This window comes from Lelliottia sp. GFLA7, from assembly GCF_056490165.1.
This window is the reverse complement of record NZ_JBWLAQ010000002.1, coordinates 605,808-630,898: the sequence shown is the minus strand read 5'-3', so window position 1 is coordinate 630,898 and position 25,091 is coordinate 605,808. Positions and strand designations below refer to the sequence as shown.

21 protein-coding genes and 1 riboswitch are annotated in these 25,091 nt (G+C 52.7%); of the genes, 15 read left to right on the top strand and 6 right to left on the bottom strand.

What is annotated here, in order from left to right; genetic code table 11:
- Window positions 1-85 precede the first annotated feature (85 nt).
- The 3 genes from AC07RN_RS08580 to AC07RN_RS08570 are packed head-to-tail and all read left to right on the top strand — an operon-like array spanning window position 86 to window position 3,000.
- Window positions 86-1,774 carry a sensor histidine kinase gene (locus AC07RN_RS08580; RefSeq protein ID WP_015959722.1) on the top strand — a complete coding sequence of 563 codons (1,689 nt, stop codon included), beginning with the start codon at window positions 86-88 and terminating at the stop codon, window positions 1,772-1,774.
- Window positions 1,768-2,487, top strand: coding sequence for a two-component system response regulator BtsR (gene btsR / locus AC07RN_RS08575; protein WP_015959721.1), 720 nt, complete (start codon window positions 1,768-1,770; stop codon window positions 2,485-2,487). Before AC07RN_RS08580 ends, btsR begins: the two co-directional genes overlap by 7 nt.
- A 45-nt stretch (window positions 2,488-2,532) precedes the next feature.
- Entirely contained in the window at window positions 2,533-3,000 is a 468-nt protein-coding gene (locus tag AC07RN_RS08570) for a YehS family protein (protein ID WP_478336131.1), read from the top strand.
- Window positions 3,001-3,032: 32 nt separating this feature from the next.
- Here the strand turns inward: AC07RN_RS08570 and metG are convergent, their stop codons facing one another.
- Complete coding sequence (gene metG, locus AC07RN_RS08565) at window positions 3,033-5,066, bottom strand: methionine--tRNA ligase (protein ID WP_235133698.1); 2,034 nt, start codon at window positions 5,064-5,066, stop codon at window positions 3,033-3,035.
- A 166-nt stretch (window positions 5,067-5,232) separates the two neighbouring features.
- On the opposite strand from metG, the gene apbC reads away from it, so the two are divergent.
- Window positions 5,233-6,342 (top strand): iron-sulfur cluster carrier protein ApbC, encoded by a 1,110-nt coding sequence (apbC, locus tag AC07RN_RS08560; RefSeq protein ID WP_478336130.1) that lies wholly within the window; start codon window positions 5,233-5,235, stop codon window positions 6,340-6,342.
- A gap of 23 nt (window positions 6,343-6,365) precedes the next feature.
- On the opposite strand, the gene AC07RN_RS08555 is transcribed toward apbC, so the two are convergent.
- Both AC07RN_RS08555 and AC07RN_RS08550 read right to left on the bottom strand, forming a co-directional pair.
- On the bottom strand, window positions 6,366-6,845 hold the full coding sequence (locus AC07RN_RS08555; RefSeq protein ID WP_478336129.1) for a GNAT family N-acetyltransferase: 480 nt from the start codon (window positions 6,843-6,845) through the stop codon (window positions 6,366-6,368).
- A complete protein-coding gene (locus tag AC07RN_RS08550; protein ID WP_015959716.1) occupies window positions 6,796-7,125 on the bottom strand; it encodes an RcnB family protein in 330 nt (109 codons plus the stop codon). Before AC07RN_RS08550 ends, AC07RN_RS08555 begins: the two co-directional genes overlap by 50 nt.
- Window positions 7,126-7,611: 486 nt before the next feature.
- Here AC07RN_RS08550 and AC07RN_RS08545 point away from each other — a divergent pair, with 486 nt between their 5' ends.
- The 3 genes from AC07RN_RS08545 to etk are packed head-to-tail and all read left to right on the top strand — an operon-like array spanning window position 7,612 to window position 11,381.
- Complete coding sequence (locus AC07RN_RS08545) at window positions 7,612-8,751, top strand: polysaccharide export protein (RefSeq protein ID WP_478336128.1); 1,140 nt, start codon at window positions 7,612-7,614, stop codon at window positions 8,749-8,751.
- Window positions 8,739-9,185: an arsenate reductase/protein-tyrosine-phosphatase family protein gene (locus AC07RN_RS08540; RefSeq protein WP_478336127.1), complete on the top strand. Its 447-nt coding sequence runs from the start codon at window positions 8,739-8,741 to the stop codon at window positions 9,183-9,185. Before AC07RN_RS08545 ends, AC07RN_RS08540 begins: the two co-directional genes overlap by 13 nt.
- Window positions 9,186-9,200: 15 nt before the next feature.
- The gene (etk, locus tag AC07RN_RS08535; RefSeq protein ID WP_478336126.1) at window positions 9,201-11,381 is read left to right on the top strand and encodes a tyrosine-protein kinase; all 2,181 of its coding nucleotides are present in this window, start codon (window positions 9,201-9,203) and stop codon (window positions 11,379-11,381) included.
- A gap of 122 nt (window positions 11,382-11,503) precedes the next feature.
- On the opposite strand, the gene AC07RN_RS08530 is transcribed toward etk, so the two are convergent.
- From AC07RN_RS08530 to AC07RN_RS08520, 3 genes are all read right to left on the bottom strand, one after another.
- Window positions 11,504-12,970 (bottom strand): pyridoxal phosphate-dependent decarboxylase family protein, encoded by a 1,467-nt coding sequence (locus AC07RN_RS08530; RefSeq protein ID WP_478336125.1) that lies wholly within the window; start codon window positions 12,968-12,970, stop codon window positions 11,504-11,506.
- An 18-nt stretch (window positions 12,971-12,988) separates the two neighbouring features.
- Window positions 12,989-14,365, bottom strand: a complete 1,377-nt coding sequence (locus AC07RN_RS08525; RefSeq protein WP_478336124.1) for a diaminobutyrate--2-oxoglutarate transaminase — start codon at window positions 14,363-14,365, stop codon at window positions 12,989-12,991.
- Between the two features lie 286 nt (window positions 14,366-14,651).
- The gene (locus tag AC07RN_RS08520; protein WP_478336123.1) at window positions 14,652-15,155 is read right to left on the bottom strand and encodes a hypothetical protein; all 504 of its coding nucleotides are present in this window, start codon (window positions 15,153-15,155) and stop codon (window positions 14,652-14,654) included.
- A 685-nt stretch (window positions 15,156-15,840) separates the two neighbouring features.
- Window positions 15,841-15,937: riboswitch (TPP riboswitch) on the top strand.
- 35 nt (window positions 15,938-15,972) lie between these two features.
- On the opposite strand from AC07RN_RS08520, the gene thiM reads away from it, so the two are divergent.
- From thiM to AC07RN_RS08480, 8 genes are all read left to right on the top strand, one after another.
- Window positions 15,973-16,743 carry a hydroxyethylthiazole kinase gene (thiM, locus tag AC07RN_RS08515; protein ID WP_478336122.1) on the top strand — a complete coding sequence of 257 codons (771 nt, stop codon included), beginning with the start codon at window positions 15,973-15,975 and terminating at the stop codon, window positions 16,741-16,743.
- Window positions 16,740-17,540: a bifunctional hydroxymethylpyrimidine kinase/phosphomethylpyrimidine kinase gene (thiD, locus tag AC07RN_RS08510; RefSeq protein WP_015959708.1), complete on the top strand. Its 801-nt coding sequence runs from the start codon at window positions 16,740-16,742 to the stop codon at window positions 17,538-17,540. Before thiM ends, thiD begins: the two co-directional genes overlap by 4 nt.
- A 467-nt stretch (window positions 17,541-18,007) precedes the next feature.
- The gene (gene fbaB, locus AC07RN_RS08505) at window positions 18,008-19,060 is read left to right on the top strand and encodes a class I fructose-bisphosphate aldolase (protein ID WP_131489444.1); all 1,053 of its coding nucleotides are present in this window, start codon (window positions 18,008-18,010) and stop codon (window positions 19,058-19,060) included.
- Window positions 19,061-19,509: 449 nt separating this feature from the next.
- Entirely contained in the window at window positions 19,510-20,664 is a 1,155-nt protein-coding gene (locus AC07RN_RS08500) for a mandelate racemase family protein (protein WP_015959706.1), read from the top strand.
- 38 nt (window positions 20,665-20,702) lie between these two features.
- Window positions 20,703-22,319, top strand: a complete 1,617-nt coding sequence (locus AC07RN_RS08495) for an ABC transporter substrate-binding protein (protein ID WP_478336121.1) — start codon at window positions 20,703-20,705, stop codon at window positions 22,317-22,319.
- Window positions 22,316-23,353, top strand: coding sequence for an ABC transporter permease (locus tag AC07RN_RS08490; RefSeq protein ID WP_235133685.1), 1,038 nt, complete (start codon window positions 22,316-22,318; stop codon window positions 23,351-23,353). The genes AC07RN_RS08495 and AC07RN_RS08490 overlap by 4 nt, the downstream gene beginning before the upstream one ends.
- Window positions 23,350-24,255 (top strand): ABC transporter permease, encoded by a 906-nt coding sequence (locus AC07RN_RS08485; protein ID WP_059179213.1) that lies wholly within the window; start codon window positions 23,350-23,352, stop codon window positions 24,253-24,255. The genes AC07RN_RS08490 and AC07RN_RS08485 overlap by 4 nt, the downstream gene beginning before the upstream one ends.
- On the top strand, window positions 24,227-25,090 hold the full coding sequence (locus AC07RN_RS08480; protein ID WP_478336120.1) for an ABC transporter ATP-binding protein: 864 nt from the start codon (window positions 24,227-24,229) through the stop codon (window positions 25,088-25,090). The genes AC07RN_RS08485 and AC07RN_RS08480 overlap by 29 nt, the downstream gene beginning before the upstream one ends.
- Window position 25,091: the final 1 nt, after the last annotated feature.

Here is a 25,091-nt window from a genome sequence, read left to right as displayed (position 1 = left end):
AATTACACCTTTTTTGGATTGCTTCAAAGAAAGTTAACGTGCATCAGTGTATGTTACGCGTTTTTGGAAAGTGCGGTTTTCGGGTATGTACGAATTTAATCTGGTGTTGCTGCTGCTTCAGCAGATGTGTGTGTTTTTGGTCATCGCGTGGCTGATGAGTAAAACGAGGCTGTTTATTCCGCTGATGCAGGTGACCGTTCGCCTTCCGCACAAACTCCTTTGCTACGTCACTTTCTCCATTTTCTGCATTCTGGGGACCTATTTTGGTCTTCATATCGAAGATTCTATCGCCAATACTCGCGCTATCGGTGCCGTGATGGGCGGGTTGCTCGGCGGTCCGCTTGTCGGTGGGCTGGTGGGATTAACCGGCGGATTACATCGCTACTCGATGGGTGGGATGACGGCGTTAAGCTGTATGATCTCCACCATTGTTGAGGGATTGCTCGGTGGTCTGGTTCACAGCTACATGATCAAGCGTGGTCGCCCGGATAAAGTCTTTAGCCCGTTAACCGCCGGGGCGATTACGCTGGTGGCCGAACTTGCCCAAATGCTGATTATCCTGCTGATTGCGCGTCCCTTTGAAGATGCGCTGCATCTGGTCGGGAGCATTGCGGCACCGATGATGGTGACAAATACCGTGGGTGCGGCGTTGTTCATGCGTATCCTGCTCGACAAGCGCGCCATGTTTGAAAAATACACTTCGGCATTTTCTTCAACCGCGCTAAAAGTCGCCGCGTCGACAGAAGGCATTTTGCGGCAGGGTTTTAACGAAGAGAACAGCATGAAAGTGGCGCAGGTGCTGTATCAGGAGCTGGATATTGGTGCCGTCGCCATTACCGACCGCGAGCGTTTACTGGCATTTACCGGAACAGGCGATGACCATCATTTGCCGGGTAAACCCATTTCGTCCGCTTACACTCTGCGGGCGATTGAAACGGGCGAAGTGGTCTATGCCGACGGCAACGAAGTGCCTTATCGCTGCTCACTGCATCCCCAGTGCAAGCTCGGCTCTACGCTCGTTATCCCGCTTCGGGGTGAAAATCAGCATGTAATGGGGACCATCAAATTATACGAAGCCAAAAACCGCCTGTTCAGCTCCATCAACCGCACCTTGGGCGAAGGGATTGCGCAGCTGTTATCGGCGCAAATCCTGGCCGGGCAATACGAGCGTCAAAAAGCGCTGCTGACGCAGTCAGAGATCAAATTGCTGCATGCGCAGGTAAATCCGCATTTCCTGTTTAATGCCCTGAATACACTGAAGGCAGTGATCCGCCGCGACAGTGACCAGGCTGCACAGCTGGTGCAGTTTCTGTCGACCTTCTTCCGTAAAAATTTGAAACGCCCGTCGGAGATTGTCACGTTGGCTGATGAGATTGAGCATGTGAATGCGTATCTGCAAATCGAGAAAGCGCGATTCCAGTCGCGCTTGCAGGTGTCGTTATTTGTGCCGGATGAACTGGCGCATCAGCATCTTCCGGCGTTTACGTTGCAACCGATTGTTGAAAACGCGATTAAACACGGTACGTCCCAACTGCTGGGCACCGGTGAAATCAGCATCACGGCCAGCCAGTTTAATCATCATCTGGTGCTGGATATTGAAGATAATGCCGGGCTTTATCAGCCTGCAGCCGTAGCCGGTGGGCTGGGAATGAGTCTGGTCGATAAACGCCTGCGTGCGCATTTTGGCGATGATTGCGGAATCACCGTCGCCTGCGAGGCAGACAGCTTTACCCGTATTACCCTAAGATTGCCGCTGGAGGAAAACGTATGCTAAGAGTGCTGATTGTTGATGATGAGCCGTTAGCGCGGGAAAACTTGCGGGTTCTGCTCCAGGAGCAGAACGATATCGAAATCGTGGGCGAATGCGCGAATGCGATTGAAGCTATTGGCGCAGTGCATAAATTGCGCCCTGACGTACTGTTTCTGGATATTCAGATGCCGCGCATTAGTGGCCTGGAAATGGTCGGAATGCTCGACCCCGAACACCGCCCGTATATCGTTTTTCTGACGGCGTTTGATGAGTATGCGGTGAAAGCGTTTGAGGAACATGCGTTCGATTATTTGTTGAAGCCGATTGAAGAGAAGCGGCTCGAAAAAACGCTTAACCGTTTACGCCAGGAGCGAACCGTGCAGGACGTCTCGCTGCTCCCCGAACATCAGCAGGCGCTGAAGTTCATCCCCTGCACCGGACATAGCCGAATTTATCTCCTGCAAATGGACGACGTGGCTTTCGTCAGCAGCCGCATGAGCGGCGTTTTTGTCACTAGCGCTGAAGGCAAAGAAGGCTTTACGGAGCTGACGCTGCGCACGCTCGAAAGCCGTACGCCGCTGATACGCTGTCATCGGCAGTATCTGGTGAACATGGCACATCTGAAGGAGATCCGTCTGGAAGAGAACGGCCAGGCCGAGCTGGTATTACGCGCAGGGCAGACGGTGCCGGTGAGTCGCCGCTATCTCAAGAGCCTGAAAGAGGCGATTGGACTGTAAAACTGGTACACTGCGCCCATCGCAATACCGAAAGTTGAAGGCATTATGTTAAGTAACGACATTCTTCGTAGCGTGCGCTACATCCTGAAATCTAATAACAACGATCTGGTGCGTATTCTCGCACTCGCCGAAGTGGAAACCACGCCGGCAAATATTACCAGTTGGATAACCAAAGAAGACGAAGAGGGGTTTGTTCGCTGCCCGGACATCATTCTCTCGTCGTTTTTGAATGGCCTGATTTACGATAAACGCGGCAAGGCAGAAGACACGCCTCCGCTGTCGCCAGAGCGTCGGGTTAACAATAATCTCGTTTTGAAGAAATTGCGTATCGCATTTTCCCTCAAAACTGATGATGTGATGGCTATCATGACCGAGCAGAATTTCCGCGTGTCGATGCCGGAAATTACCGCCATGATGCGTGCGCCGGATCATAAGAATTACCGGGAATGCGGCGACCAGTTTTTGCGTTATTTCTTACGCGGGCTGACCAATCGCTTGCACAAGAAAGCATAAAAAAAGCCGGAGATAATCTCCGGCTTTTTTATTTATTTCACCTGCTGACCAGGCTTGGCGCCTTCATCGGGGCTTAACAGGAAGATGTCTTTCCCGCCAGGACCTGCGGCCATCACCATCCCTTCAGAGATGCCGAAACGCATTTTACGCGGCGCAAGGTTAGCGACCATCACCGTCTGACGACCAATCAGTACCTGCGGATCAGGATAGGCAGAACGAATACCGGAGAAGACGTTACGCTTCTCACCACCCAGATCCAGCGTCAGGCGCAGCAGTTTGTCGGAGCCTTCAACGAATTCCGCATTTTCAATCAGCGCAACGCGCAAATCGACTTTCGCGAAATCATCAAAAGTGATGGTTTCCTGAATTGGGTCATCCGCGAGCGGGCCCGTCACGGGAGCGGCTGCCGCTTTCACTTCTTCTTTCGACGCCTCAACCAGCGCTTCGACTTGTTTCATTTCGATCCGGTTGTAGAGCGCTTTAAAGGTGTTCACCTTGTGGCTGAGCAACGGCTGCTGAATAGCATCCCAGGTCAGTTCGGTGTTCAGGAACGCTTCTGCACGTTCAGATAGCGTTGGCAGAACGGGCTTCAGATACGTCATCAGCACACGGAACAGGTTGATGCCCATGGAGCAAATCGCCTGCAGATCCGCATCGCGGCCTTCTTGCTTCGCCACCACCCACGGTGCCTGCTCATCGACATAGCGGTTAGCTAAATCGGCCAGGGCCATGATTTCGCGTACGGCTTTGCCGAACTCGCGCGCTTCCCACGCTTCGCCAATGGTCGTCGCTGCGTCGGTGAAGGTTTTATACAGCGCAGGGTCAGCCAGTTCAGCCGCCATGACGCCGTCAAAACGCTTGCCGATAAAGCCTGCGTTACGGGACGCCAGGTTCACCACTTTGTTCACGATGTCTGCGTTTACGCGCTGGACGAAGTCTTCCAGATTCAGGTCGATATCATCAATGCGAGACGAGAGCTTCGCGGTGTAGTAATAGCGCAGACTGTCGGCGTCAAAGTGGTTCAGCCAGGTGCTGGCTTTAATGAACGTACCGCGAGATTTGGACATCTTCGCGCCGTTGACCGTGACGTATCCGTGCACAAATAAATTGGTTGGCTTGCGGAAACCGCTGCCTTCGAGCATGGCCGGCCAGAACAGGCTGTGGAAATAAACGATGTCTTTGCCGATGAAGTGATACAGCTCGGCATCGGAATCTTTTTTCCAGTATTCGTCGAAGCTGGTGGTATCGCCGCGCTTGTCGCACAGGTTCTTGAACGAGCCCATGTAGCCAATTGGCGCATCCAGCCAGACGTAGAAGTATTTGCCTGGCGCGTCAGGAATTTCAAAGCCGAAGTAAGGCGCATCGCGGGAAATATCCCACTGTTGCAGACCGGATTCGAACCACTCCTGCATTTTGTTCGCGACCTGTTCCTGCAGTGCACCGCTGCGTGTCCACGCCTGCAGCATTTCACTAAAGGACGGTAGGTCGAAGAAGAAGTGCTCAGAGTCGCGCATCACTGGCGTCGCGCCAGACACCACGGATTTTGGCTCGATAAGCTCGGTTGGGCTGTAAGTTGCGCCGCACACTTCGCAGTTATCGCCGTATTGATCCGGAGATTTACATTTCGGGCAGGTGCCTTTCACAAAACGATCCGGAAGGAACATGCCTTTTTCTGGATCGAACAGCTGAGAGATGGTGCGGTTTTTAATAAAACCGTTCTCTTTCAGACGGGTGTAAATCAGCTCAGACAGCTCACGGTTTTCGTCGCTGTGCGTGGAGTGATAGTTGTCGTAGCTGATGTCAAAGCCAGCAAAATCGGTCTGATGCTCCTGACTCATTTCGGTAATCATCTGCTCTGGAGAAATACCCAGTTGCTGTGCTTTCAGCATGATTGGGGTGCCGTGGGCATCATCCGCGCAAATGAAGTTTACCTGGTGGCCGCGCATTCGCTGGTAACGGACCCAGACATCAGCCTGGATATGCTCCAGCATGTGGCCGAGGTGGATTGAACCGTTTGCGTACGGCAGTGCGCACGTTACCAGAATTTTTTTCGCGACTTGAGTCATAGTGGGCATTACTTCTTTTAACTGTAAAAAGGGCTTTTGATGTTACCCGAAAGGCCATAACTACGCCAAGAATTAAGGGCATCAATCCATAAATGAATAATTGTGACCACTGGGGTAAACTTGACGGTGACGAGCACTTTTTCAGAACAACAACAAAGGAGTCGGGATGAGTTCTCAATCCCAGGCCAAATCACCGGAAGCCTTACGAGCAATGGTCGCCGGGACGCTGGCTAATTTTCAGCATCCAACACTGAAACACAATCTTACGGCGCTGAAAGCGTTGCACCATGTTGCATGGCTGGATGACACCCTGCATATCGAAGTGCAGATGCCGTTTGTCTGGAGCAATGCTTTCGAAACGCTAAAAGAGCAGTGCAGTTCAGATCTGCTGCGCATCACAGGCGCGAAAGCGATTGACTGGAAATTGACGCACAATATTGCCACGCTAAAACGCGTCAAAAACCAGGCAGGCGTGAATGGTGTTAAGAACATTATCGCCATTAGCTCTGGTAAAGGCGGAGTAGGGAAATCCTCTACCGCGGTCAATCTGGCGCTGGCGCTGGCAGTTGAAGGGGCAAAAGTCGGGATTCTTGATGCCGATATTTACGGCCCATCTATCCCGAATATGTTAGGCGCGGAAAATCAACGCCCAACCTCACCGGATGGCACCCATATGGCGCCAATCGTTGCTCACGGACTAGCGACCAATTCCATCGGCTATCTCGTCACCGATGATAACGCGATGGTGTGGCGCGGCCCGATGGCCAGCAAAGCGCTGCTGCAGATGCTGCAGGAAACCCTGTGGCCGGATCTTGATTATCTGGTACTGGATATGCCGCCGGGCACTGGAGACATTCAGTTGACGCTGGCGCAAAACATTCCTGTTACGGGGGCTGTTGTCGTGACCACGCCGCAGGATATCGCGCTGGTCGACGCCAAAAAAGGCATCGTCATGTTCGAGAAGGTTGAAGTGCCGGTTCTCGGTGTTGTCGAAAATATGAGTATGCATATTTGCAGCAACTGCGGGCACCATGAAGCGATCTTTGGTACCGGTGGCGCTGAGAAATTGGCTGCGCAGTATCACACACAGCTTCTGGGGCAAATGCCGCTGCATATCACGCTGCGCGAAGATCTGGATAGGGGGCAGCCAACGGTCGTCAGCCGTCCTGACAGCGAGTTTGCCGAGATGTATCGCCTGTTGGCTGGGCGCGTCGCAGCGCAGCTTTACTGGCAGGGTGAAGTCATTCCGAGTGAGATCGCCTTCCGCGCGGTGTAAACCCGCATCTTACAGGCTGCCTTTCAGGGTAGCCTGTAATGCATCAGGTAATATTCTCCGTCCGGAGAATCTCCCGTCGCTTCGATATGCCAGCCGTGTCGTTGATAAAACGTCACGGCGCGCGCATTTTTGACCAGACACTTCAGAGCACCCGTACTGGTGAACCTTTTCTGTACGTGCGTTAACAACGTGCTTCCCACGCCTGAACGCAGCAGTTGCGGATCGACAAAAAGATTGTGCAGAAAATTATCGTTAGTCCACACTGAAGCAAATCCAACCCGGTGACCGCAATGGATAGCGACCCAGATTTGCTCATCACGCGTAGCCGCATCGAAATCGTCAAGTTGCCATTCATCGCTATTAAGCCACGGCCAGGCAACTCGACGAGAATGCAGAAAGAGTGTCCGCAGGAAAGGACGATCGCTTTCCTGCCAGGGTCTTACGATGATCGAATCAGCGGTGATAGAAAATATCCCCGTTATAAGCTTTATAAATTTTACCATCCGTGTCGCCGATCAGGACGTAGTTTTCGCCCATGTAGGTCCAGTGTGTCCCTGCATCCGGTGCCGGAAGATTACGCAGTTGATATTGCTTGATGGTGTACTCAGGCGTTTGGTACTGCGCCGGGGCGGTGTCACCAATTTTAAATTTTGTAAAGTCGGCGATGAACTCTTGTTCTTCATAGGCTTGAATGCCTGATGGTGCAGCTGTTTGTGGGGCAGAATAAGCCGCACTGGTCAGTGACATCAAGACACCCAAAAGCAGCATTTTACGCTTAGTCATTTTCTCTCCGCTTAGACTTTTACTGTTAACTCAACCCACTGTCTCATGCAGTGTGGCCAACAGCCTATTTTAAATGTCATGGCTGCGCTTGTTCGATAAAAAATGTAACAAATTTGGGCAGGTTTGCACATGGAATGATTCATTTCTCGCGGGAATGCATTGGTGCGAAATGAATCATATAAATTATTATCTACGAGATGCATTTCGGGAATGGATAAAAGTATAAAACTGGACACAGCAGTGAATGAATTTATTAACACGACGTTCTAGTATTCAAAATTCATGCGAATACCCTGCATGGTTTTATAGCTGACAGTATTTTGGCTTGCAATGGATTGCTAAAACATCTCCTGGTTTGTTTTTTGTCCATTACCTGATAAGGGTTTAATTTAACTTTTTGATAAGCTTTAAATTAAATGTGTCACTTGCTTGTCATTTATAAGCAAACCCTAATAATTTCTTAGAAAGAAAGACCTCGCTATTTACATGAAAAATAAAATATCGCTGCCAATTTTAACACTGCTAATAAGCCATTTAACAGGATGCGCTGTTTTACCTGGACAACAACTTGTCTTGTCAGGAAAAAATGTCATTCCTGCGACGGATGAAAATTTTAATATTAATGAAAAAGTCGATGTGTATACCATTACGCCTTCTCTCATTGATGCGCTACGTCCAACGACGTTGAAATCTCAGTCAAATCCTAGTCTGGATGCGCGATTAAAGAGTTGGGAATATCACGTTGACGTCGGGGACATCCTCACGATCACCGTCTGGGATCACCCGGAACTCACCACACCCGCGGGCCAATATCGCAGTGCAAGCGATACCGGTAACTGGGTCGCATCAGATGGGTCTATTTTCTACCCTTATATTGGCAAATTACACGTTGCCGGTAAAACGGTGTCTCAAATTCGTGAAGAGATTGCGGCTCGCCTGGATTCTGTGATCGAAAGTCCGCAAGTGGACGTCAGCGTGGCGTCCTTCCGCTCTCAAAAAGCGTATGTGACCGGTGAGGTCATGAAATCCGGGCAACAACCGATCACGAATATTCCGCTGACTGTGATGGATGCAGTAAACGCAGCAGGGGGATTGTCTCCTGATGCTGACTGGCGCGATGTTGTGCTGACGCATAACGGCGAGGACAGCCATATTTCGCTTTATGCGCTCATGCAACATGGCGATCTCACGCAAAATAAACTGCTTTATCCGGGCGACATTTTATTTGTCCCACGCAACGATGCGCTGAAAGTTTTCGTGATGGGAGAGGTTGTCAAACAGAGCACATTCAAGATGGATCGCAGCGGAATGACGCTCGCGGAGGCTTTAGGAAATGCCGGTGGACTCAATCAGGATATGGCGGATGCAACAGGCATTTTTGTTATCCGCTCGGAAGCCAAAACCGCGAAATCTGGAAAAATTGCCAGCATTTACCAACTCAATGCAAAAGATGCTTCGGCTCTGGTACTGGGTACTGAATTCCAGTTACAGCCTTACGATATTGTTTACGTGACAACTGCCCCAGTATCGCAATGGAATCGCGTCATTTCCCAACTCGTTCCGACAATCAGTGGTGTACACGATCTGACTGAAACCGTTCGCTATATCAGAACGTGGCCGCAGTAATGATTAACTCCATTTTGGTGGTATGCACCGGAAATATATGCCGCTCGCCTATTGGTGAGCGGTTGTTACGCCAACAAATGCCTGGTTTAACCGTGGCATCGGCTGGCGTGAGTGGCCTGGTCGGTCACTCAGCGGACGCACGAGCCCAGGAAGTTGCCGCATTACACGGTATTTCGCTTGAAGGTCATATCGCGCAAAAACTCAGCCTCGAGTTGATGCGCGCTTACGACCTTATTTTGGCGATGGAACCGGAACATCTTAACCATATCTCATCAATTGCGCCTGAAATCAGGGGCCGCTCGCTTCTCTTTGGGCAATGGCTGCAACCTCGGGAAATACCCGATCCGTTTCGTAAAAGTCATGAAGCGTATGAATACGTATTTGATCTGCTTGGCAGGGCGAGTCAGGAATGGACTCAACGACTGAGTCACTAAAGGAATCAAGCACCAATGTCTTCACATACTACAAATGGTTATGCCGCAGCGACTGAAAATCAGGAGGTTGATCTCATTCGTTTGCTGGGCGTAATAATCGACCATCGCCTGCTTATTCTATGCATTACCTTCCTGTTTACCGTGATTGCAGGGCTATATGCGTGTGTGGCAACGCCGATTTACAAGGCAGACGCCATGGTGCAAATCGAAGGTAAACAGGATAACAGCCTGCTTAAAAATCTTGGCGAATTGAACCCGGAACTTTCCCCCGATGCGTTGCCTGAAATCCAGTTGCTCAAATCACGCATGATCCTCGGCAAAACGGTTGACGATCTCCATCTGAACTATGACGTAAAAAATTATTATTTCCCCGTGTTTGGGCGTCTCTGGGCGCGGATGACGGGGCGCAAACTGGCCACGTTGAGTCTGATCAATTTACATATACCCGCTGCGAAGGGTAAGGCTCAGCCGCTGACGCTGACAGTGCTGGATTCAAAGAACTATCGTATTGAAGGTGATGATTTTCAAGGCGAAGGCGTGGTGGGTGAGTATTTTCAAAAGAATGGCGTGTCACTCTGGGTAAACGTCATGGATGGGTCACCCGGAGCGCAGTTCATCCTAAATGAACAATCGAAGCTGGAATCTATCAATGCCCTGAATAATCGGTTTGCTGTCGTCGAAACGGCTAAGCAAAGTGGGGTGCTTAATCTGTCGCTAACGGGTCCAGATCCCGACTTGATTGCCAGGACGTTGGACAGCATTACAGAAAATTATTTACGCCAAAACATTGATCGTCAGGCTGCGCAGGATGCGAAAAGTCTGGCATTTTTACAGCGGGAATTGCCACAAATCCGGGCGGATCTGGATGTGGCCGAGGAGCGGCTCAATAGCTATCGTAAACAGCGTGATTCCGTTGACTTAACGCTGGAGGCAAAATCAGTCCTGGAGCAGATCGTTAATGCTGATAACCAGCTGAATGAACTGACGTTTCGCGAAGCGGAAATCTCTCAGCTTTTCAAAAAGGATCATCCGACTTACCGGGCATTAATGGAAAAGCGGCAAACACTTGAAAGTGAAAAAGCACGCCTTAATAAACGTGTGACCTCGATGCCTTCAACGCAACAGGAAATATTGCGCTTGAGCAGGGACGTTGATTCCGGCCGCGCGATTTACCAACAGCTCGTGACGCGCCAGCAAGAGCTCAGTATTTCGCGTTCGAGCGCAATTGGTAACGTCCGGATTATTGACTCAGCAGTAACACAGCCTGAACCGATTAAACCTCAGAAAGCATTAATCGTGCTAATAGGGGGGCTGTTGGGCTTTGTCCTTTCTGTGGGCATCGTCATGGTGCGTATGGCAATGAAACGGGGTATCGAAACGCCTGAGCAACTCGAAATGCAGGGGATAACGGTTCTTGCAACGCTGCCGCGTTCCGTATGGCTGTGGAAAAAGACCCGTTTGCGGGGTAAGCGTTTCATCAGCGAACGCTGGAATCACAAAACAAGAAATGTGCCTTTCTTGCCTGTGGACCGGCCAGTAGATGTCTTTGTTGAGGCTATTCGCGGTCTGCGCACCAGCCTGCATTTCACCATGATGGAGGCTAAAAATCGCGTCATCATGCTGACAGGCCCCACGCAGGACTGTGGTAAGACGCTGGTGGCGACGTCACTAGCCGCCATCGTTGCGCAAGCTGGACAAAAAGTGTTGTTTATCGATGCCGATATGCGCAAAGGTTATGTTCATCAGATATTTTCGCTCGCCAACAGTCGCGGTCTGGCTGATGTGTTGATGGGAAAAGTGGAGTATCAGGACGCCATACAGCACTATGCGCCCGGTGGCGTCGATGTGCTGACCTGCGGCCAAGTTCCGGCTAACCCTTCGGAGTTGCTGATTGGGGACTGTTTCCAGCAGTTACTGAGATGGGCCAACGAATATTATGAGATGGTTATCGTTGATACTCCTCCAATACTTGCTGTCACGGATGCTTCATTAGTGGGACGAAGGGCCGGCACGACATTGCTGGTGGCGAGATTTGGTATGACCAGCGTAAAAGAGATGCAGGCATGCGTTAAACGCCTTCATCTAGCTGGCGTGTCTATCGAGGGTGCCATTCTGAATGATGTTGTTAAATCCGCGGCCATTTATTACACAACGGGTTACAGTCAGTATGAGTACAGCCAGTCGGCCGAAAAGTAAAAAATGAATGACGTGTTCTGAGCCAGCGGGCGGGAAATTTTCAGCGTCGGAATGCGGGTAGACGGGACTTTCGATTGACTATTATTGTGCCCCTCTCCAGGAGAAAAGGGGCACAAGCAAGATTATCTTGCCAGGATTTCTAGCGCAGTGCGTTCTACCAGCGAAAGCAGCACTTTGACATCATCCAGCGTTACCGTTGGATTCAGCAGAGTTAGCTTCAGGCAAGTCACACCGTTGTGCTCGGTCACCCCGACGTTTGCACGACCAGAATCCAATAGCGCATCACCAATTTTCTGATTCAACAATGCAATAGCCGCATCATTCAGATCGTGCTCGGGACGGAAGCGGAACAGCACGCTCGCCAGCTGCGGCTGCATGACCAGTTCCAGTGCATTTTGGTTCTGCACATACACAGCCACTTCCTGTGCCAGCGTAACGCCATGATCGATAATCGCGGCATACTGCTCCTGACCTAACGCTTCCAGGCTCATCCACAGTTTCAGCGCATCAAAGCGACGCGTGGTCTGTAATGATTTGGACACCAAATTCGGTACGCCTTGCTCTTCGTCGAACTCAGAGTTCAGGTATGCCGCCTGGTAACGCATCAGCTCGTAGTGACGCGCTTCCTTCAGCAAAAACGCACCGCAGCTGATGGTCTGGAAGAACTGCTTGTGGAAGTCCAGAGTGATGGAATCCACCAGCTCAATGCCGTCCAGATAATCACGGTACTTTTCGGACATAAGCAGCGCGCCGCCCCATGCCGCATCGACATGCACCCAAATCTGCTGTTCTGCAGCCATCTCAGCAATTGCGCGCAGTGGATCAATCGCACCCGCATCGGTAGTACCCGCTGTTGCCACGATTGCCAGAATCTGCTCGCCGTTCGCATTGCAGTACGCAATTTTTGCGGCCAGATCGGTCAGATCCATACGTGAACAATCGTCAGTTTTCACCTGGATGACAGACTGATAGCCCAGACCCAACAGCGCCATATTCTTCTGCACTGAGAAGTGTGCATTTTCAGAACATAACACGCGGATTTTGCGCAGATCGCCAACCAAACCGTCCTGCTGGATCGAATGACCTTTGGCCGCAAAGAACGCATCGCGTGCCAGCATCAGCCCCATTAGATTGCTCTGGGTACCGCCGCTGGTAAATACGCCTGCATCGCCGGACTGATAGCCAACACGGGTACGCAGCCAGTCGATCAGCTTCATTTCAATAATGGTCGCTGAAGGACTCTGGTCCCAGGAATCCATGCTCTGGTTAGTGGCGTTAATCAGCACTTCCGCCGCCTGGCTGACTACCAGACTTGGGCAATGCAGATGCGCTACGCACTGCGGATGGTGCACTGACAGACTGTCTTTCAGGAAATACTCAACAGCACGCGCGATAGCCGCTTCGTTGCCGAGACCTTTTTGCCCAAAATTCAGGGAAATATTGTCGCGCAGTTCGGCAACGCTTTTCCCCTGATACATTTCAGACTGCTGTAGCCACTGCATCACCGCCTGAGAGCTTTGCTCGATAGCCTGCTGATAGGCTTCGATGCTCTGTGCCGACGACGACAGAATTGGGTTTGAATCAGACATCGTATTCACTAACTCCGTTTACGCGGGGCGAACGCCCGCAGCAAGCAGGGCCTGCTCGAATTTATCCAGGAAGACTTTCAGCTCTTGCTCGCTGATAAGCAAAGACGGCAACAGACGCAGCACAACGCCATCGCGGCCACCACGTTCCAGAATCAAACCTGCTTCGAAGCATTTTTTCTGGATCAGCGCAGACAACTCGCCATCGCCCGGGAAGCTGCCCATATGGTCAGGCGCTTCGTTTGGTTTCACGATCTCAATACCGATCATCAAGCCTAAACCGCGTACGTTGCCGATCACCGGATAGCGTTTCTGCAATTCAGCCAGTTGGCCTTTCAGCCACTCACCCTGTGCAGCCACTTTGTCGGCAATGTTCTGGTCTTTCAGGATTTTCAGCGTCGTCAGGCCGGTCGCCATCGCCAGCTGGTTACCACGGAAAGTACCGGTATGATGACCTGGCGCCCAGGCATCAAACTGCTTTTTAATACCGAGAACGGCCAATGGCAGACCGCCACCGACTGCTTTAGACATGACGATGATATCTGGCTCAATACCGGCGTGTTCGAAAGCAAAGAACTTACCAGTACGTGCAAAGCCCGCCTGAACTTCATCGAGGATCAGCAGAATGCCGTGTTCCTGAGTCACTTTACGGATGCGCTGCAGCCACTCAGCCGGAGCCGGGTTCACGCCGCCTTCACCCTGAACGGCTTCCAGAATTACGGCCGCAGGTTTACGCACGCCGCTTTCAACGTCGTTGATCAGGTTATCGAAATAGTAAGTCAGCGCTTTCACGCCCGCGTCACCGCCAATCCCCAACGGGCAGCGGTACTGGTGCGGATAAGGCATGAACTGCACTTCTGGCATCATGTTATCGACCGCTTCTTTCGGTGACAGGTTACCTGTCACGGACAGCGCGCCGTGGGTCATGCCGTGATAGCCGCCGGAGAAACTAATAATGCTGCTACGTCCGGTTACTTTTTTCGCCAGTTTCAGCGCGGCTTCAACGGCGTCAGCGCCAGATGGGCCGGTGAACTGCAGGCAATATTCTTTACCCTGGCCTGGGAGCAGGGAGAGCAGGTATTCAGAAAACTCGTCTTTCAACGGAGTTGTCAGATCCAGTGTATGTAACGGCAAGCCGCTGGTAATGACATTTTGGATGCTTTTCAGCACATCAGGATGGTTATGGCCAAGCGCGAGGGTGCCAGCGCCTGCAAGACAGTCAAGGTATTCTTTATTATCTGCATCGGTAATCCATACGCCGTCGGCTTTAGTAATTGCTAAAGGCAGCTTGCGAGGATAACTCCTGACGTTCGATTCAAACTCGGCCTGACGGGCCAGATAGGTTTCGTTGCTTTTATGGGCATCTACAGTGTCAATACGGACTTTATCCGTCATCATATCACTCCTACAACCGAGGCTGTTTATACGCCTCGATTGAATAAATAGTTAGTTAAGGATGGGTCAGGTAAAAAACGCGGCCAATATAGAGCCTTTTGGCGCGTGGCTCAATGGTTAATTTGTTTACTGTTTTGTTACAATGTAAAGGTGTTGGCGAAGGGGGAGTAACACAATGTTTTTACTGTGATTTTAGTGTGTAAGAACACAGAAAAAAATCTCACAGATTTATATACTCAAAAGCCGCGCTGATGAAATCGAAAAAGGCGACTTTTCAGCCGCCCATGCGTTACTTCTGAACGACCTGAAGTAATCCATTGTCTCTGCCATGGGTTTTATTCCATGACGCGTCTGTAATTCCGTTTTCATCAAGGGTAATAGAAAGAACATATCCCGCGCCTTTAATTTCGTAGGCATTGGCATTGAAACGTTTTACTGTGGCTTTTTTGCCGTTAATGGTGGCAGTAAAGAAACCATTGCTGACCGTGGCCTTAATACCGTTTGCCGAGAATGACGCTTCACGTAGCGGATCGGCAACGTGTGCGGCCTGTGCATGTTGTTCAACACCATGATGATGATGCTTATTATCGTATTGCTTTGCGTATTCATCTGAACGTTTGTACGCATTCTGGAGTGCTGCCGCGCGGCTAACGTTTTGATTATCATGCTCAACTTTATAACACGTATCCAGGCTGACGCCGGTATTTGTGCAATTGGCAATACGTTGCGATTCTGTCGTACAACCCGAAAGCGCCGCGGCGCAGACCAAAACAGCTAACATCATCTTCTTCATTCATTGACCCTAATATTATTTATTTTTTTATCAAACGATACTGCGGAATAACCTGACTGTTTGCAGGTTATTTATATTGGCGAAACACGCTAAGTGAAATATTCATTTTTCAGATGACAAAATAATAAAATTTCAGTTATTCATTTATGCAATTGCCAGCCATGCTGATAACCGTGTTTTTATATATCACACCGATGAAAACCCCTGTGGCGACAAGGGAAATTGATACGATTGCCGAGGCAATAATAAGCTTTAACATTTGCTACCACATTATCAGGATATCATTCAGTTTATAGCGTCTCTTACAGAGAAACGAAGTAGTTACCTTGCACAACTATCCAGTAATTCGCACCCTTTACATTTGATTTAGATCACGAAAAATACGAATGAATAGGGACTTGAGAATTATCTGTGTGATCACATAATTCGTTGTTTTAATTAATTTTATTTTGTTTTAAATAGACTACTGAGTAGAGTGGGATACGTGTTTAGGTCTTAGGTTTATATTATTTATCCCTAAAAAATCAATGACATTAAATGTCTACATATATAGGGGGTAACTCAATCTAAATAGGCCAATAATAATAAATGTTTACAGCATTTTCATGACCAGAAAAGAGCGGTCCAGGAGGCTTGCATTCGATAATTACTTCCTCTACGCTGCCCATATTACTGAAGTTTTAGGTAATTTGACTCGGGGTGCCCTTCTACGTGAAGGCTGAGAAATACCCGTACCACCTGATCTGGATAATGCCAGCGTAGGGAAGTCAGGTGACTGTTAAGGTTATCGCTTCTTCTCGCAAGGCAGGAGCGAAACATGCAGCCTGACCGACTCGATTTACACGCCTTACATCACTTCCGCACGCTTTCCCCGCTCATACACTGCATGACCAACGATGTGGTGCAAACCTTTACGGCCAACGTTTTGCTGGCACTTGGTGCGTCCCCCGCGATGGTGATTGAAGCCGAAGAAGCAGAGCAATTTGCAGCGATGGCTGATGCCTTACTGATCAATGTTGGCACGCTGACCGCGCCGCGCGCGCAGGCGATGCGTCGGGCAATCGAACGTGCCGTGGCCGCTGGAAAGCCCTGGACATTGGATCCCGTGGCCGTGGGCGCGTTGTCGTATCGCACCCGTTTTTGCCAACAAATCCTCTCACTCAAACCTGCGGCGATACGCGGTAATGCCTCTGAAATTCTCGCGCTTGCCGGTATGAGCGCGGGGGGGCGAGGCGTTGACACCATCGATACCGCTTCCAGCGCGTTGCCTGCCGCGATTGCTCTTGCCCGACAAACTCACGCCATTGTTGCTGTGACGGGCGAAGTGGATTACGTCACCGATGGGCAACGTACGCAGACCATCACTGGCGGCGATGTGATGATGACGCGCGTCGTGGGGACAGGCTGTGCGCTCTCGGCTGTTGTCGCGGCAAGCTGTTCATTGCCAGGTGACCGGTTGAACAATGTTGCCGCCGCATGCGGGTTTATGAAGCAAGCCGGTAGCGTTGCCGTCAAAGAAAGCCGCGGGCCAGGAAGTTTTGCCAGCGCGTTTATTGACGCGCTCTGGAACCTGGAGGCGCAGGCATGAGACGTATTAACGCATTAACCATTGCTGGCACGGACCCGAGCGGCGGCGCGGGGATTCAGGCGGATCTGAAAACCTTCTCAGCCCTTGGAGCGTATGGCTGCTCAGTCATTACCGCACTGGTGGCGCAAAATACGCGCGGCGTGCAGTCGGTGTATCGTGTGGAACCGGATTTTGTCGGTGCCCAGCTGGACTCTGTGTTCAGCGATGTCCGCATTGATACCACCAAAATCGGCATGCTGGCCGAGACTGATATTGTTGAAGCGGTCGCGGAGCGCCTCAAACACTATCGCGTCAAAAACGTGGTGCTTGATACGGTGATGCTGGCGAAAAGTGGCGACCCGCTGCTTTCCCCTGCGGCTGTCGAAACCCTGCGAAAACATCTTCTGCCGCACGTCGCGCTGATCACGCCAAATCTGCCGGAGGCGGCAGCGCTGCTGGATGCGCCTCAGGCCCGCAATGAGCAAGAGATGAAAGAGCAGGGGGGCGCGCTTCTGGCGCTCGGCTGCGAGGCAGTGCTGATGAAAGGCGGTCATCTGGACGATGCTGAAAGCCCGGACTGGCTCTTCACGCGTGAAGGTATCCAGCGATTTACCGCTCCACGCGTCATGACCAAAAACACCCATGGCACCGGCTGCACGCTGTCGGCAGCGCTGGCTGCACTCCGCCCGCGTCATGACAATTGGGGGGATACGGTGCAGGAGGCCAAAATTTGGCTGTCGCACGCGCTGGAAAAAGCAGACAGCCTTGAAGTCGGTCACGGTATTGGCCCGGTTCACCATTTTCATGCGTGGTGGTAGTGCCTCGAACGCATATTCTGGATAAGAATTTTCGGCCGGGAAAAAAAGGGGATAAATGCATACCCGGTTAATCGCTCAGCGACTGCTGAAGCGATTGATATGCTTTTGTGTACGAGGCGTAATGCCTCGCGCGTCGGCGCAGTCGCCACCACGGTGACTGACGACGCGCACTGCAACTGTATTTCCCAGTGTGACTGCATCAGCAAAGCCCCGCCCGCCGCTACGTGCCCGGTATTTGCGCTGTCGTATAACCACGCGCCGTAGATAAACCATTGAAGTACTTTTGTAGGGAATAACCGCTCAATGTAACCGTTTTGATGTACACCAAACGCGCCAGGACGGTGTGCTGAAAAAAAGCGTAGGCGGTGGAAATTCTGTTGTGTCAGTACCAGGCTTAGTCTGCCCATGAAAATTTGGGTTTGGTTCACTCGATCCGACATGACGTCGGAACTTACGGGAGCATCACTATGACTGATATTGCGCAGTTGCTTGGCAAAGACGCCGACAGCCTTTTACAGCATCGTTGTATGACTATTCCAGCCGAACAGCTCTATCTGCCGGGCCATGATTACGTTGACCGCGTCATGATTGATAACAACCGGCCACCGGCAGTACTGCGGAACATGCAGACGCTTTATAACACCGGACGCCTGAGCGGAACCGGTTATCTGTCGATTTTACCGGTTGACCAGGGCGTGGAGCACTCCGCTGGCGCGTCATTTGCGGCGAATCCGCTCTATTTCGATCCGAAGAATATTGTCGAGCTGGCGATAGAAGCGGGCTGCAACTGTGTTGCGTCGACCTACGGCGTGCTGGCTTCGGTATCACGCCGCTACGCCCACCGCATTCCTTTCCTCGTTAAGCTGAACCACAACGAGACGCTGAGTTATCCCACCGAATATGACCAGACGCTCTACGCCAGCGTGGAGCAGGCTTTCAACATGGGCGCGGTGGCGGTTGGGGCGACGATTTACTTTGGTTCTGAGCAGTCGCGTCGGCAGATTGAAGAGATCTCAGCGGCCTTTGAACGCGCGCACGAGCTGGGTATGGTAACCGTGCTGTGGGCGTATCTGCGCAATAATGCGTTCAAAAAAGACGGCGTGGACTATCACGTTTCTGCGGATCTTACCGGCCAGGCCAACCATCTGGCGGCCACCATCGGCGCGGATATCGTGAAGCAGAAAATGGCCGAGAACAACGGCGGCTATAAAGCGGTGAATTTTGGTTACACGGACGACCGCGTCTACAGCAAACTGACCAGTGATAACCCTATCGATCTCGTGCGCTACCAGCTCGCGAACTGCTATATGGGCCGTGCAGGGCTTATCAACTCCGGCGGTGCGGCGGGCGGTGAAACCGATTTAACCGACGCGGTGCGCACGGCGGTTATCAACAAACGCGCGGGCGGCATGGGGCTCATCCTCGGTCGCAAAGCGTTTAAAAAGACGATGGCCGATGGCGTTAAACTGATTAATGCCGTGCAGGATGTCTATCTGGATAGCAAAGTGACGATTGCGTAAATTTCCCCTCACCCTAACCCTCTCCCCGTGGGAGAGGGAACAGTTCGGTGCGTTCTTTTCTCCCTCAGTTTTCCTCTCACGCTTATCCTCTGACATGGAGAGAGGGCGCTGATCAGTGCTTTTCTCCCCCTCCCCGTTTGAGAGGGAGCTGTCCTGTGCGTTCTTTTCTCCCTCTCCCTGTGGGAGAGGGTTGGGGTGAGGGCATCAGACCGCACAGTTAAAATCCGAAACCTAATTTCATTTCAGCCAAACTCCCCTCCCGATCCACTTCACAGTTCTCTGTCCTTTTGTGAAAAGTATCACTCCCTCCCGTGCATATGCACAATAAATGGTCGATGCTTAGCGGAATTTGTCTAAGGCCGTGGATGAATTTTGCGCTTAAAGTTAGTTTCGAAACAGCTTTTCAAATTACGACGTCGCTATGACCTCTGTTGTGTTAAGGACTGATAATGAAAATTGAATCTGTAAACGTCACCGTCTTCCAGTATCCCACGCGTCGGGTGTCCGACACCGCCGGGCACTCACATCCTGGACCTGAAAGCATGGCCAAAATGGCGATGCTGACGATTACCGCAGACGATGGCACCAAAGGGTATTCATTTGCACCGCCGGAAGTGGTGCGCCCTTTTGTTGTGAACACTTTCTTTCGTAAAGTGCTGGTCGGCCAGGACGCGTTCAACCGCGAGCGCATCTGGCAGGATCTGGCGCACTGGCAGCGCGGCAGCGCCCATCAACTCACCGAACGCGCCCTGTCGTTTGTGGAGCAAGCGCTGTGGGATCTGATCGGTCGCAAACTGAATATGCCGGTCTGGAAACTGCTGGGCGGCTTCCGCGATAAAGTGCCTGCGTACGGCAGCACCATGTGCGGTGACGACCTGCCGGGCGGCCTCTCGACGCCGGACGAATATGCCAGCTTCGCTGAAAAACTGGTCGCGCGCGGCTATAAAGCCATCAAACTACACACTTGGATGCCGCCGGTTTCATTCGCACCCAACCCAAAAATGGACGTCAAAGCCTGCGCTGCAGTGCGTGAAGCGGTCGGTCCGGATATCGACCTGATGATCGATGGCTATCACTGGTACAGCCGGACTGAAGCGCTGTACATCGGTAAAGAGCTGGAAAAACTCGACTTCGCCTGGTTCGAAGAACCGATGGAAGAAGAGAGCATGTCTTCTTACGCCTGGCTGGCAGAAAACCTGTCCATCCCAATCATTGGCCCGGAAAGTCTGGGCGGAAAACACCACAGCCGTGCCGACTGGGTCAAAGCAGGTGCGTGCGACATCTTACGCGCGGGCGCAAACGGTGTAGGCGGCATTTCCCCAACGCTCAAAGTGGCGAACCTTGCCGAGTCGTTTGGTATGGATTGCGAGGTTCACGGTAACGGCGCGGCGAGCCTGGCAGTTATCGGCGCTATCAAGAACTGTCGCTGGTACGAACGCGGTCTGTTGCATCCGTTCCTGGATTACGATGTGCCTGCCGCTTACCTCAACAGCATCGTCGATCCGATGGATGAAAACGGCATTGTCAGCCTGCCGACCGGCCCAGGATTGGGCGAAGACATTAATTTTGCGTATATCGAAAACAATACCGTCAGCCACGACTGACACATAACGATATCTCACCCTACAAACGGTATACACAGATGAACAAAAACTCCCTCACGAGGGCGTGTTTACTCGCGCTCTCGCTGATGATGGGGAGCGGTGCGGCGTACGCAAAAACGCCGCCCGACCAGCTCATCATCGGTATGAATATGAACAACTTGCTGACGCTCGACCCGGCCGCCATGACCGGGAACGAAGTGGTCGGCATCGTGGTGAATCTCTACGATTCGTTGGTTGAACTCGACCCGAATCAACTCACCAATGTCAGGCCCGCGCTGGCCAAAAGCTGGGACATTGCCCCTGACCGCAAAACTCTGACCTTCCATCTGCGTGATGACGTCAAATTCCACTCCGGCAACCCGCTCACCGCACAGGACGTGGTGTGGTCAATGCGTCGTCTGCTGCATTTGAATCTGGCGCAGGCGTCGGTGTGGAAATCCTATGGTTTCAGCAAGAAAAATATCGACCAGCAGGTCAGCGCGCCGGACGACTACACGGTCAAGATCGTGTTGCCGAAAGCCAATGACCCACAGCTGGTGATTTACTCTCTCGGCGCGCTGGGCAACCTGGGCGTGCTCGACAGCAAAACGGTGCAAACTCATGAAGTGAATAACGACTGGGGCAACCGCTGGCTGACGACGAACGAAGCCGGGTCCGGGCCGTTTATGCTCGACACCTGGCAGGCGAAAGACGTACTGCGCATGCAGCGTAATCCGCACTACTGGCGCGAACAGCCGAAGATGAACCGCATCGTGCTGCGCCATTTTCAGGAATCGCAAACCCTGCGCCTGATGATTGAAAAAGGCGATCTGGACATTGCCAACAATATGGCCGTTTCCGACATCAACGCCCTGCGCAAAGACCCGAATCTCACGGTTGAAGCTGTGCAAAAAGGGACGGTGTATTACGTGGCGATGAGCATGAAAGAGGCGCATTTCGCGAATCCTAAAGTGCGTGAAGCGGTGCGTTATCTGATTGATTACCAGGGCATCAACAAGGCGCTGATGCCGGGATATGGCGTGCTGCACCAGCGGCCGATCAAAGCCGGAATGCCGTCGACGCTGCCGGACCCGGGCTACAAACTGGATATCCCTCGCGCCAAAAAACTGCTGGCGGAAGCGGGCTATCCGGACGGATTCGACACCACGCTGCGTGTGCTGGCCGATCAGCCGTTTTTGAATATCGCCATCGCGGTGCAGTCCACGCTGATGCAGGCGGGGATTAACGCCAAAATCATTACCGGCACCGGGAATCAGATTTACGGCGCCATGCGCGAGCGTAAATTCGACCTGCTGGTCGGGCGCGGCGGCAGCGGCGTAGAGCCACATCCGCATTCCAGCCTGCGGGCGCTGGTTTACAACCCGGACAACAGCGACGAAGCGCGGCTGACCAACTTCCAGGGCTGGCGTACCAGTTTCTACGATAAACCGCTGAATGAGATGATCGACAAAGCGCTGCTTGAGCGCGATCCGAAACAGCAAATTGTCGATTACCAGCAAATCCAGGTGCGTTACGACGAGCTGATCCCGGCGATGATTCCGCTCTCGCAAATGGTCGATTCAGTGGTGGTGCGTAATGAAGTCAAAAACTTCCAATCGCACCCGTCAGCCACCACGTTCCTGCGTGAAGTCTACAAAACCGGAGGTGACAAATGAGCGTTGCGATCCTCTCTCCCGGCTCCCGTACCCGTCGTTTTTCAAAGCGACTGACGCAGGTGCTGATCACGCTGTTTGGCCTGCTGGTGCTGACGTTTTTTATCGGCCGCGTCATGCCGGTCGATCCGGTGCTGGCGATTGTCGGCCCGGATGCGGACCACAGTACCTATCAGCAGGTGTATCAGCAGTTAGGCTTTGATAAGTCGCTGCTGACCCAGTTCGGCATTTATCTGAACAATCTGCTGCATGGCGATCTTGGCAATGCGCTGCTGACCGGCAAACCGGTAACCGACGACATTATGCGCGTCTTCCCGGCCACGCTGGAGCTGGCCACCATGGCGATTATCGTCGGCGCAGGGCTTGGCATTCCGCTGGGCGTGCTGGCGGCGGCGCGTCGCAACAGTATTTCCGATTACGTGGTCCGCATTATCAGTCTGGCGGGGTATTCCACACCGATCTTTTGGGTCGGCATGATGGGGCTGCTGCTGTTCTACGCCTGGCTCGGTTGGGTGGGCGGTGCCGGACGGCTTGACCTGGGGCTGGACGGTATCGTGCCGCGTCGTACCGGATTAATGACCGTCGATGCTCTGCTGGCGGGTAACAGCGCGGTGTTCTGGAACGCGATTAACCATCTGGTATTGCCTGCGTCATTGCTCGGTTTTCACTCGCTGGCTTACATCAGCCGTATGACCCGCAGCTTTATGCTGGCACAGCTGTCGCAGGAGTTCATTATCACGGCGCGCGTTAAGGGTTTAACCGAGCGTCAGGTTATCTGGAATCACGCGTTCCGTAATATTCTGGTACAGCTCCTGACGGTTGTGGCGCTGGCCTATGGTTCATTGCTGGAGGGCGCGGTGCTGATTGAAACCGTCTTCTCCTGGCCGGGCTTTGGTTCGTATCTCACCGGCAGTTTGCTGCTGGGCGATATGAACGCGGTGATGGGCTGTGTGCTGTTGGTGGGGCTGATCTTCGTGATGCTCAACCTGCTTTCCGACATGTTGTATCAATTCTTCGACCCGAGGACGAAATCATGACCGTTTCTCTGGATACGCCGCTGGGGGCGCGCAACAGCGAAAGCCGCCAGCGTATCAAACGTACGGCTCTGCGGGCCGCAGGATTTGTGGGCAAAATGGCGCGCAATCCGCTGACGGCGATTGGCGGCGGAATTGTTCTTCTCCTGCTGATTGTCGCGGCGTTTGCCCCGTGGATCGCCCCGTACAATCCACTGGTTCAGGATCTCAACAACGCGCTGGTCGCCCCGAACGCGCAGCACTGGTTTGGCACCGACGAATTCGGTCGCGATATCTTCAGCCGACTGGTTTATGGCTCGCGTATCACGCTCTATATCGTGCTGCTGGTATCGGTCACCGTGGGCCCGTTGGGCCTGCTGTTGGGCGTTACCGCCGGATATTTTGGCGGCAAAGTCGATGCGGTGCTGATGCGTGTAACCGACATTTTCATCTCGTTCCCAAGCCTCGTACTGGCGCTGGCATTTGTCGCCGCGTTGGGTCCTGGGCTTGAGCACGTGGTCATCGCGATTACGATCACCGCCTGGCCGCCGATTGCCCGTCTGGCGCGTGCCGAAACGCTCTCGTTGCGTCAGGCTGATTTTATCTCCGCCGTGCGTTTGCAAGGGGCATCCGCGCCACGCGTGCTGTGGCGACATATTGTCCCGCTGTGCCTGCCGTCGGTGATTATCCGTATCACCATGAACATGGCCGGGATCATCCTGACCGCCGCCGGGCTGGGCTTCCTGGGCCTTGGCGCACAGCCGCCGGAGCCGGAGTGGGGGGCGATGATTTCCAGCGGGCGCACCTACATGATGGAGTGCTGGTGGGTAGTGACTATTCCGGGGCTGGCGATTTTGATCAACAGCCTGGCGTTTAACTTCTTAGGAGATGGCCTACGTGACATCCTCGATCCTCGCAGCGAATAATGCACCTCTGCTCGACGTGCGCGATCTCCACGTCGACTTTATCAACGGCGGCGCGGTCACCAATGCGGTGCGCGGCGTCTCCTTCCAGCTCGGACGAGAAAAGCTGGCGATTGTCGGCGAATCAGGTTCCGGTAAATCCACGGTAGGGCGGGCACTGTTACGCCTTCACCCGGCGAAAGCCCGCATTAGCGCCACGCGTATGCAGTTTGGCGATGTGGATCTGCGCAGCGTCAGCGAGGCGCAAATGCGCGGCATCCGCGGCAAGCGCATCTCGATGATCATGCAGGACCCAAAATATTCGCTCAATCCCGTGGTTTGCGTCGGTGACCAGATAGCCGAAGCCTGGCTGACGCACCATCCCGGGCGCAAAGCCGAGGCCAAAGCCAAAGTGCTGGAGATGCTGGATGTGGTGCGCATCCGCCAGCCGGAACGGGTGTATCACCTCTATCCGCATGAGATTTCTGGCGGTCAGGGACAGCGCATCATGATTGCGATGATGCTGATCACCGATCCGGATCTGGTGATCGCCGATGAACCGACCTCTGCGCTCGACGTGTCGGTGCGTTTGCAGGTGCTGGGGTTGCTGGACGATCTGGTGAAATCGCGTGGTCTGGGGCTGATATTTATCAGCCATGACATCAACCTGGTGCGCAGTTTCTGCGACCGTGTGCTGGTGATGTACGCCGGGCGGGTGGTGGAGTCTATCGCCGCCTGCGATCTGCACAACGCCAAACATCCGTACACGCAGGGCCTGATCAACGCGCTGCCGGAACTTAACCATCGCCGTCCGGTGCTGCCGGTCTTGCAGCGCCAGACCAGCTGGCTCACCGAGTAAG

Excerpts from the sequence above, each read along its gene's own strand:
- AC07RN_RS08580 (WP_015959722.1), top strand. The coding sequence starts at position 86 with ATGTACGAATTTAATCTGGTGTTGCTGCTGCTTCAGCAGATGTGTGTG.
- btsR (WP_015959721.1), top strand. The coding sequence starts at position 1,768 with ATGCTAAGAGTGCTGATTGTTGATGATGAGCCGTTAGCGCGGGAAAAC.
- AC07RN_RS08570 (WP_478336131.1), top strand. The coding sequence starts at position 2,533 with ATGTTAAGTAACGACATTCTTCGTAGCGTGCGCTACATCCTGAAATCT.
- metG (WP_235133698.1), bottom strand. The coding sequence starts at position 5,066 with ATGACTCAAGTCGCGAAAAAAATTCTGGTAACGTGCGCACTGCCGTAC.
- apbC (WP_478336130.1), top strand. The coding sequence starts at position 5,233 with ATGAGTTCTCAATCCCAGGCCAAATCACCGGAAGCCTTACGAGCAATG.
- AC07RN_RS08555 (WP_478336129.1), bottom strand. The coding sequence starts at position 6,845 with ATGGTAAAATTTATAAAGCTTATAACGGGGATATTTTCTATCACCGCT.
- AC07RN_RS08550 (WP_015959716.1), bottom strand. The coding sequence starts at position 7,125 with ATGACTAAGCGTAAAATGCTGCTTTTGGGTGTCTTGATGTCACTGACC.
- AC07RN_RS08545 (WP_478336128.1), top strand. The coding sequence starts at position 7,612 with ATGAAAAATAAAATATCGCTGCCAATTTTAACACTGCTAATAAGCCAT.
- etk (WP_478336126.1), top strand. The coding sequence starts at position 9,201 with ATGTCTTCACATACTACAAATGGTTATGCCGCAGCGACTGAAAATCAG.
- AC07RN_RS08530 (WP_478336125.1), bottom strand. The coding sequence starts at position 12,970 with ATGTCTGATTCAAACCCAATTCTGTCGTCGTCGGCACAGAGCATCGAA.
- AC07RN_RS08525 (WP_478336124.1), bottom strand. The coding sequence starts at position 14,365 with ATGATGACGGATAAAGTCCGTATTGACACTGTAGATGCCCATAAAAGC.
- AC07RN_RS08520 (WP_478336123.1), bottom strand. The coding sequence starts at position 15,155 with ATGAAGAAGATGATGTTAGCTGTTTTGGTCTGCGCCGCGGCGCTTTCG.
- thiM (WP_478336122.1), top strand. The coding sequence starts at position 15,973 with ATGCAGCCTGACCGACTCGATTTACACGCCTTACATCACTTCCGCACG.
- thiD (WP_015959708.1), top strand. The coding sequence starts at position 16,740 with ATGAGACGTATTAACGCATTAACCATTGCTGGCACGGACCCGAGCGGC.
- fbaB (WP_131489444.1), top strand. The coding sequence starts at position 18,008 with ATGACTGATATTGCGCAGTTGCTTGGCAAAGACGCCGACAGCCTTTTA.
- AC07RN_RS08500 (WP_015959706.1), top strand. The coding sequence starts at position 19,510 with ATGAAAATTGAATCTGTAAACGTCACCGTCTTCCAGTATCCCACGCGT.
- AC07RN_RS08495 (WP_478336121.1), top strand. The coding sequence starts at position 20,703 with ATGAACAAAAACTCCCTCACGAGGGCGTGTTTACTCGCGCTCTCGCTG.
- AC07RN_RS08490 (WP_235133685.1), top strand. The coding sequence starts at position 22,316 with ATGAGCGTTGCGATCCTCTCTCCCGGCTCCCGTACCCGTCGTTTTTCA.
- AC07RN_RS08485 (WP_059179213.1), top strand. The coding sequence starts at position 23,350 with ATGACCGTTTCTCTGGATACGCCGCTGGGGGCGCGCAACAGCGAAAGC.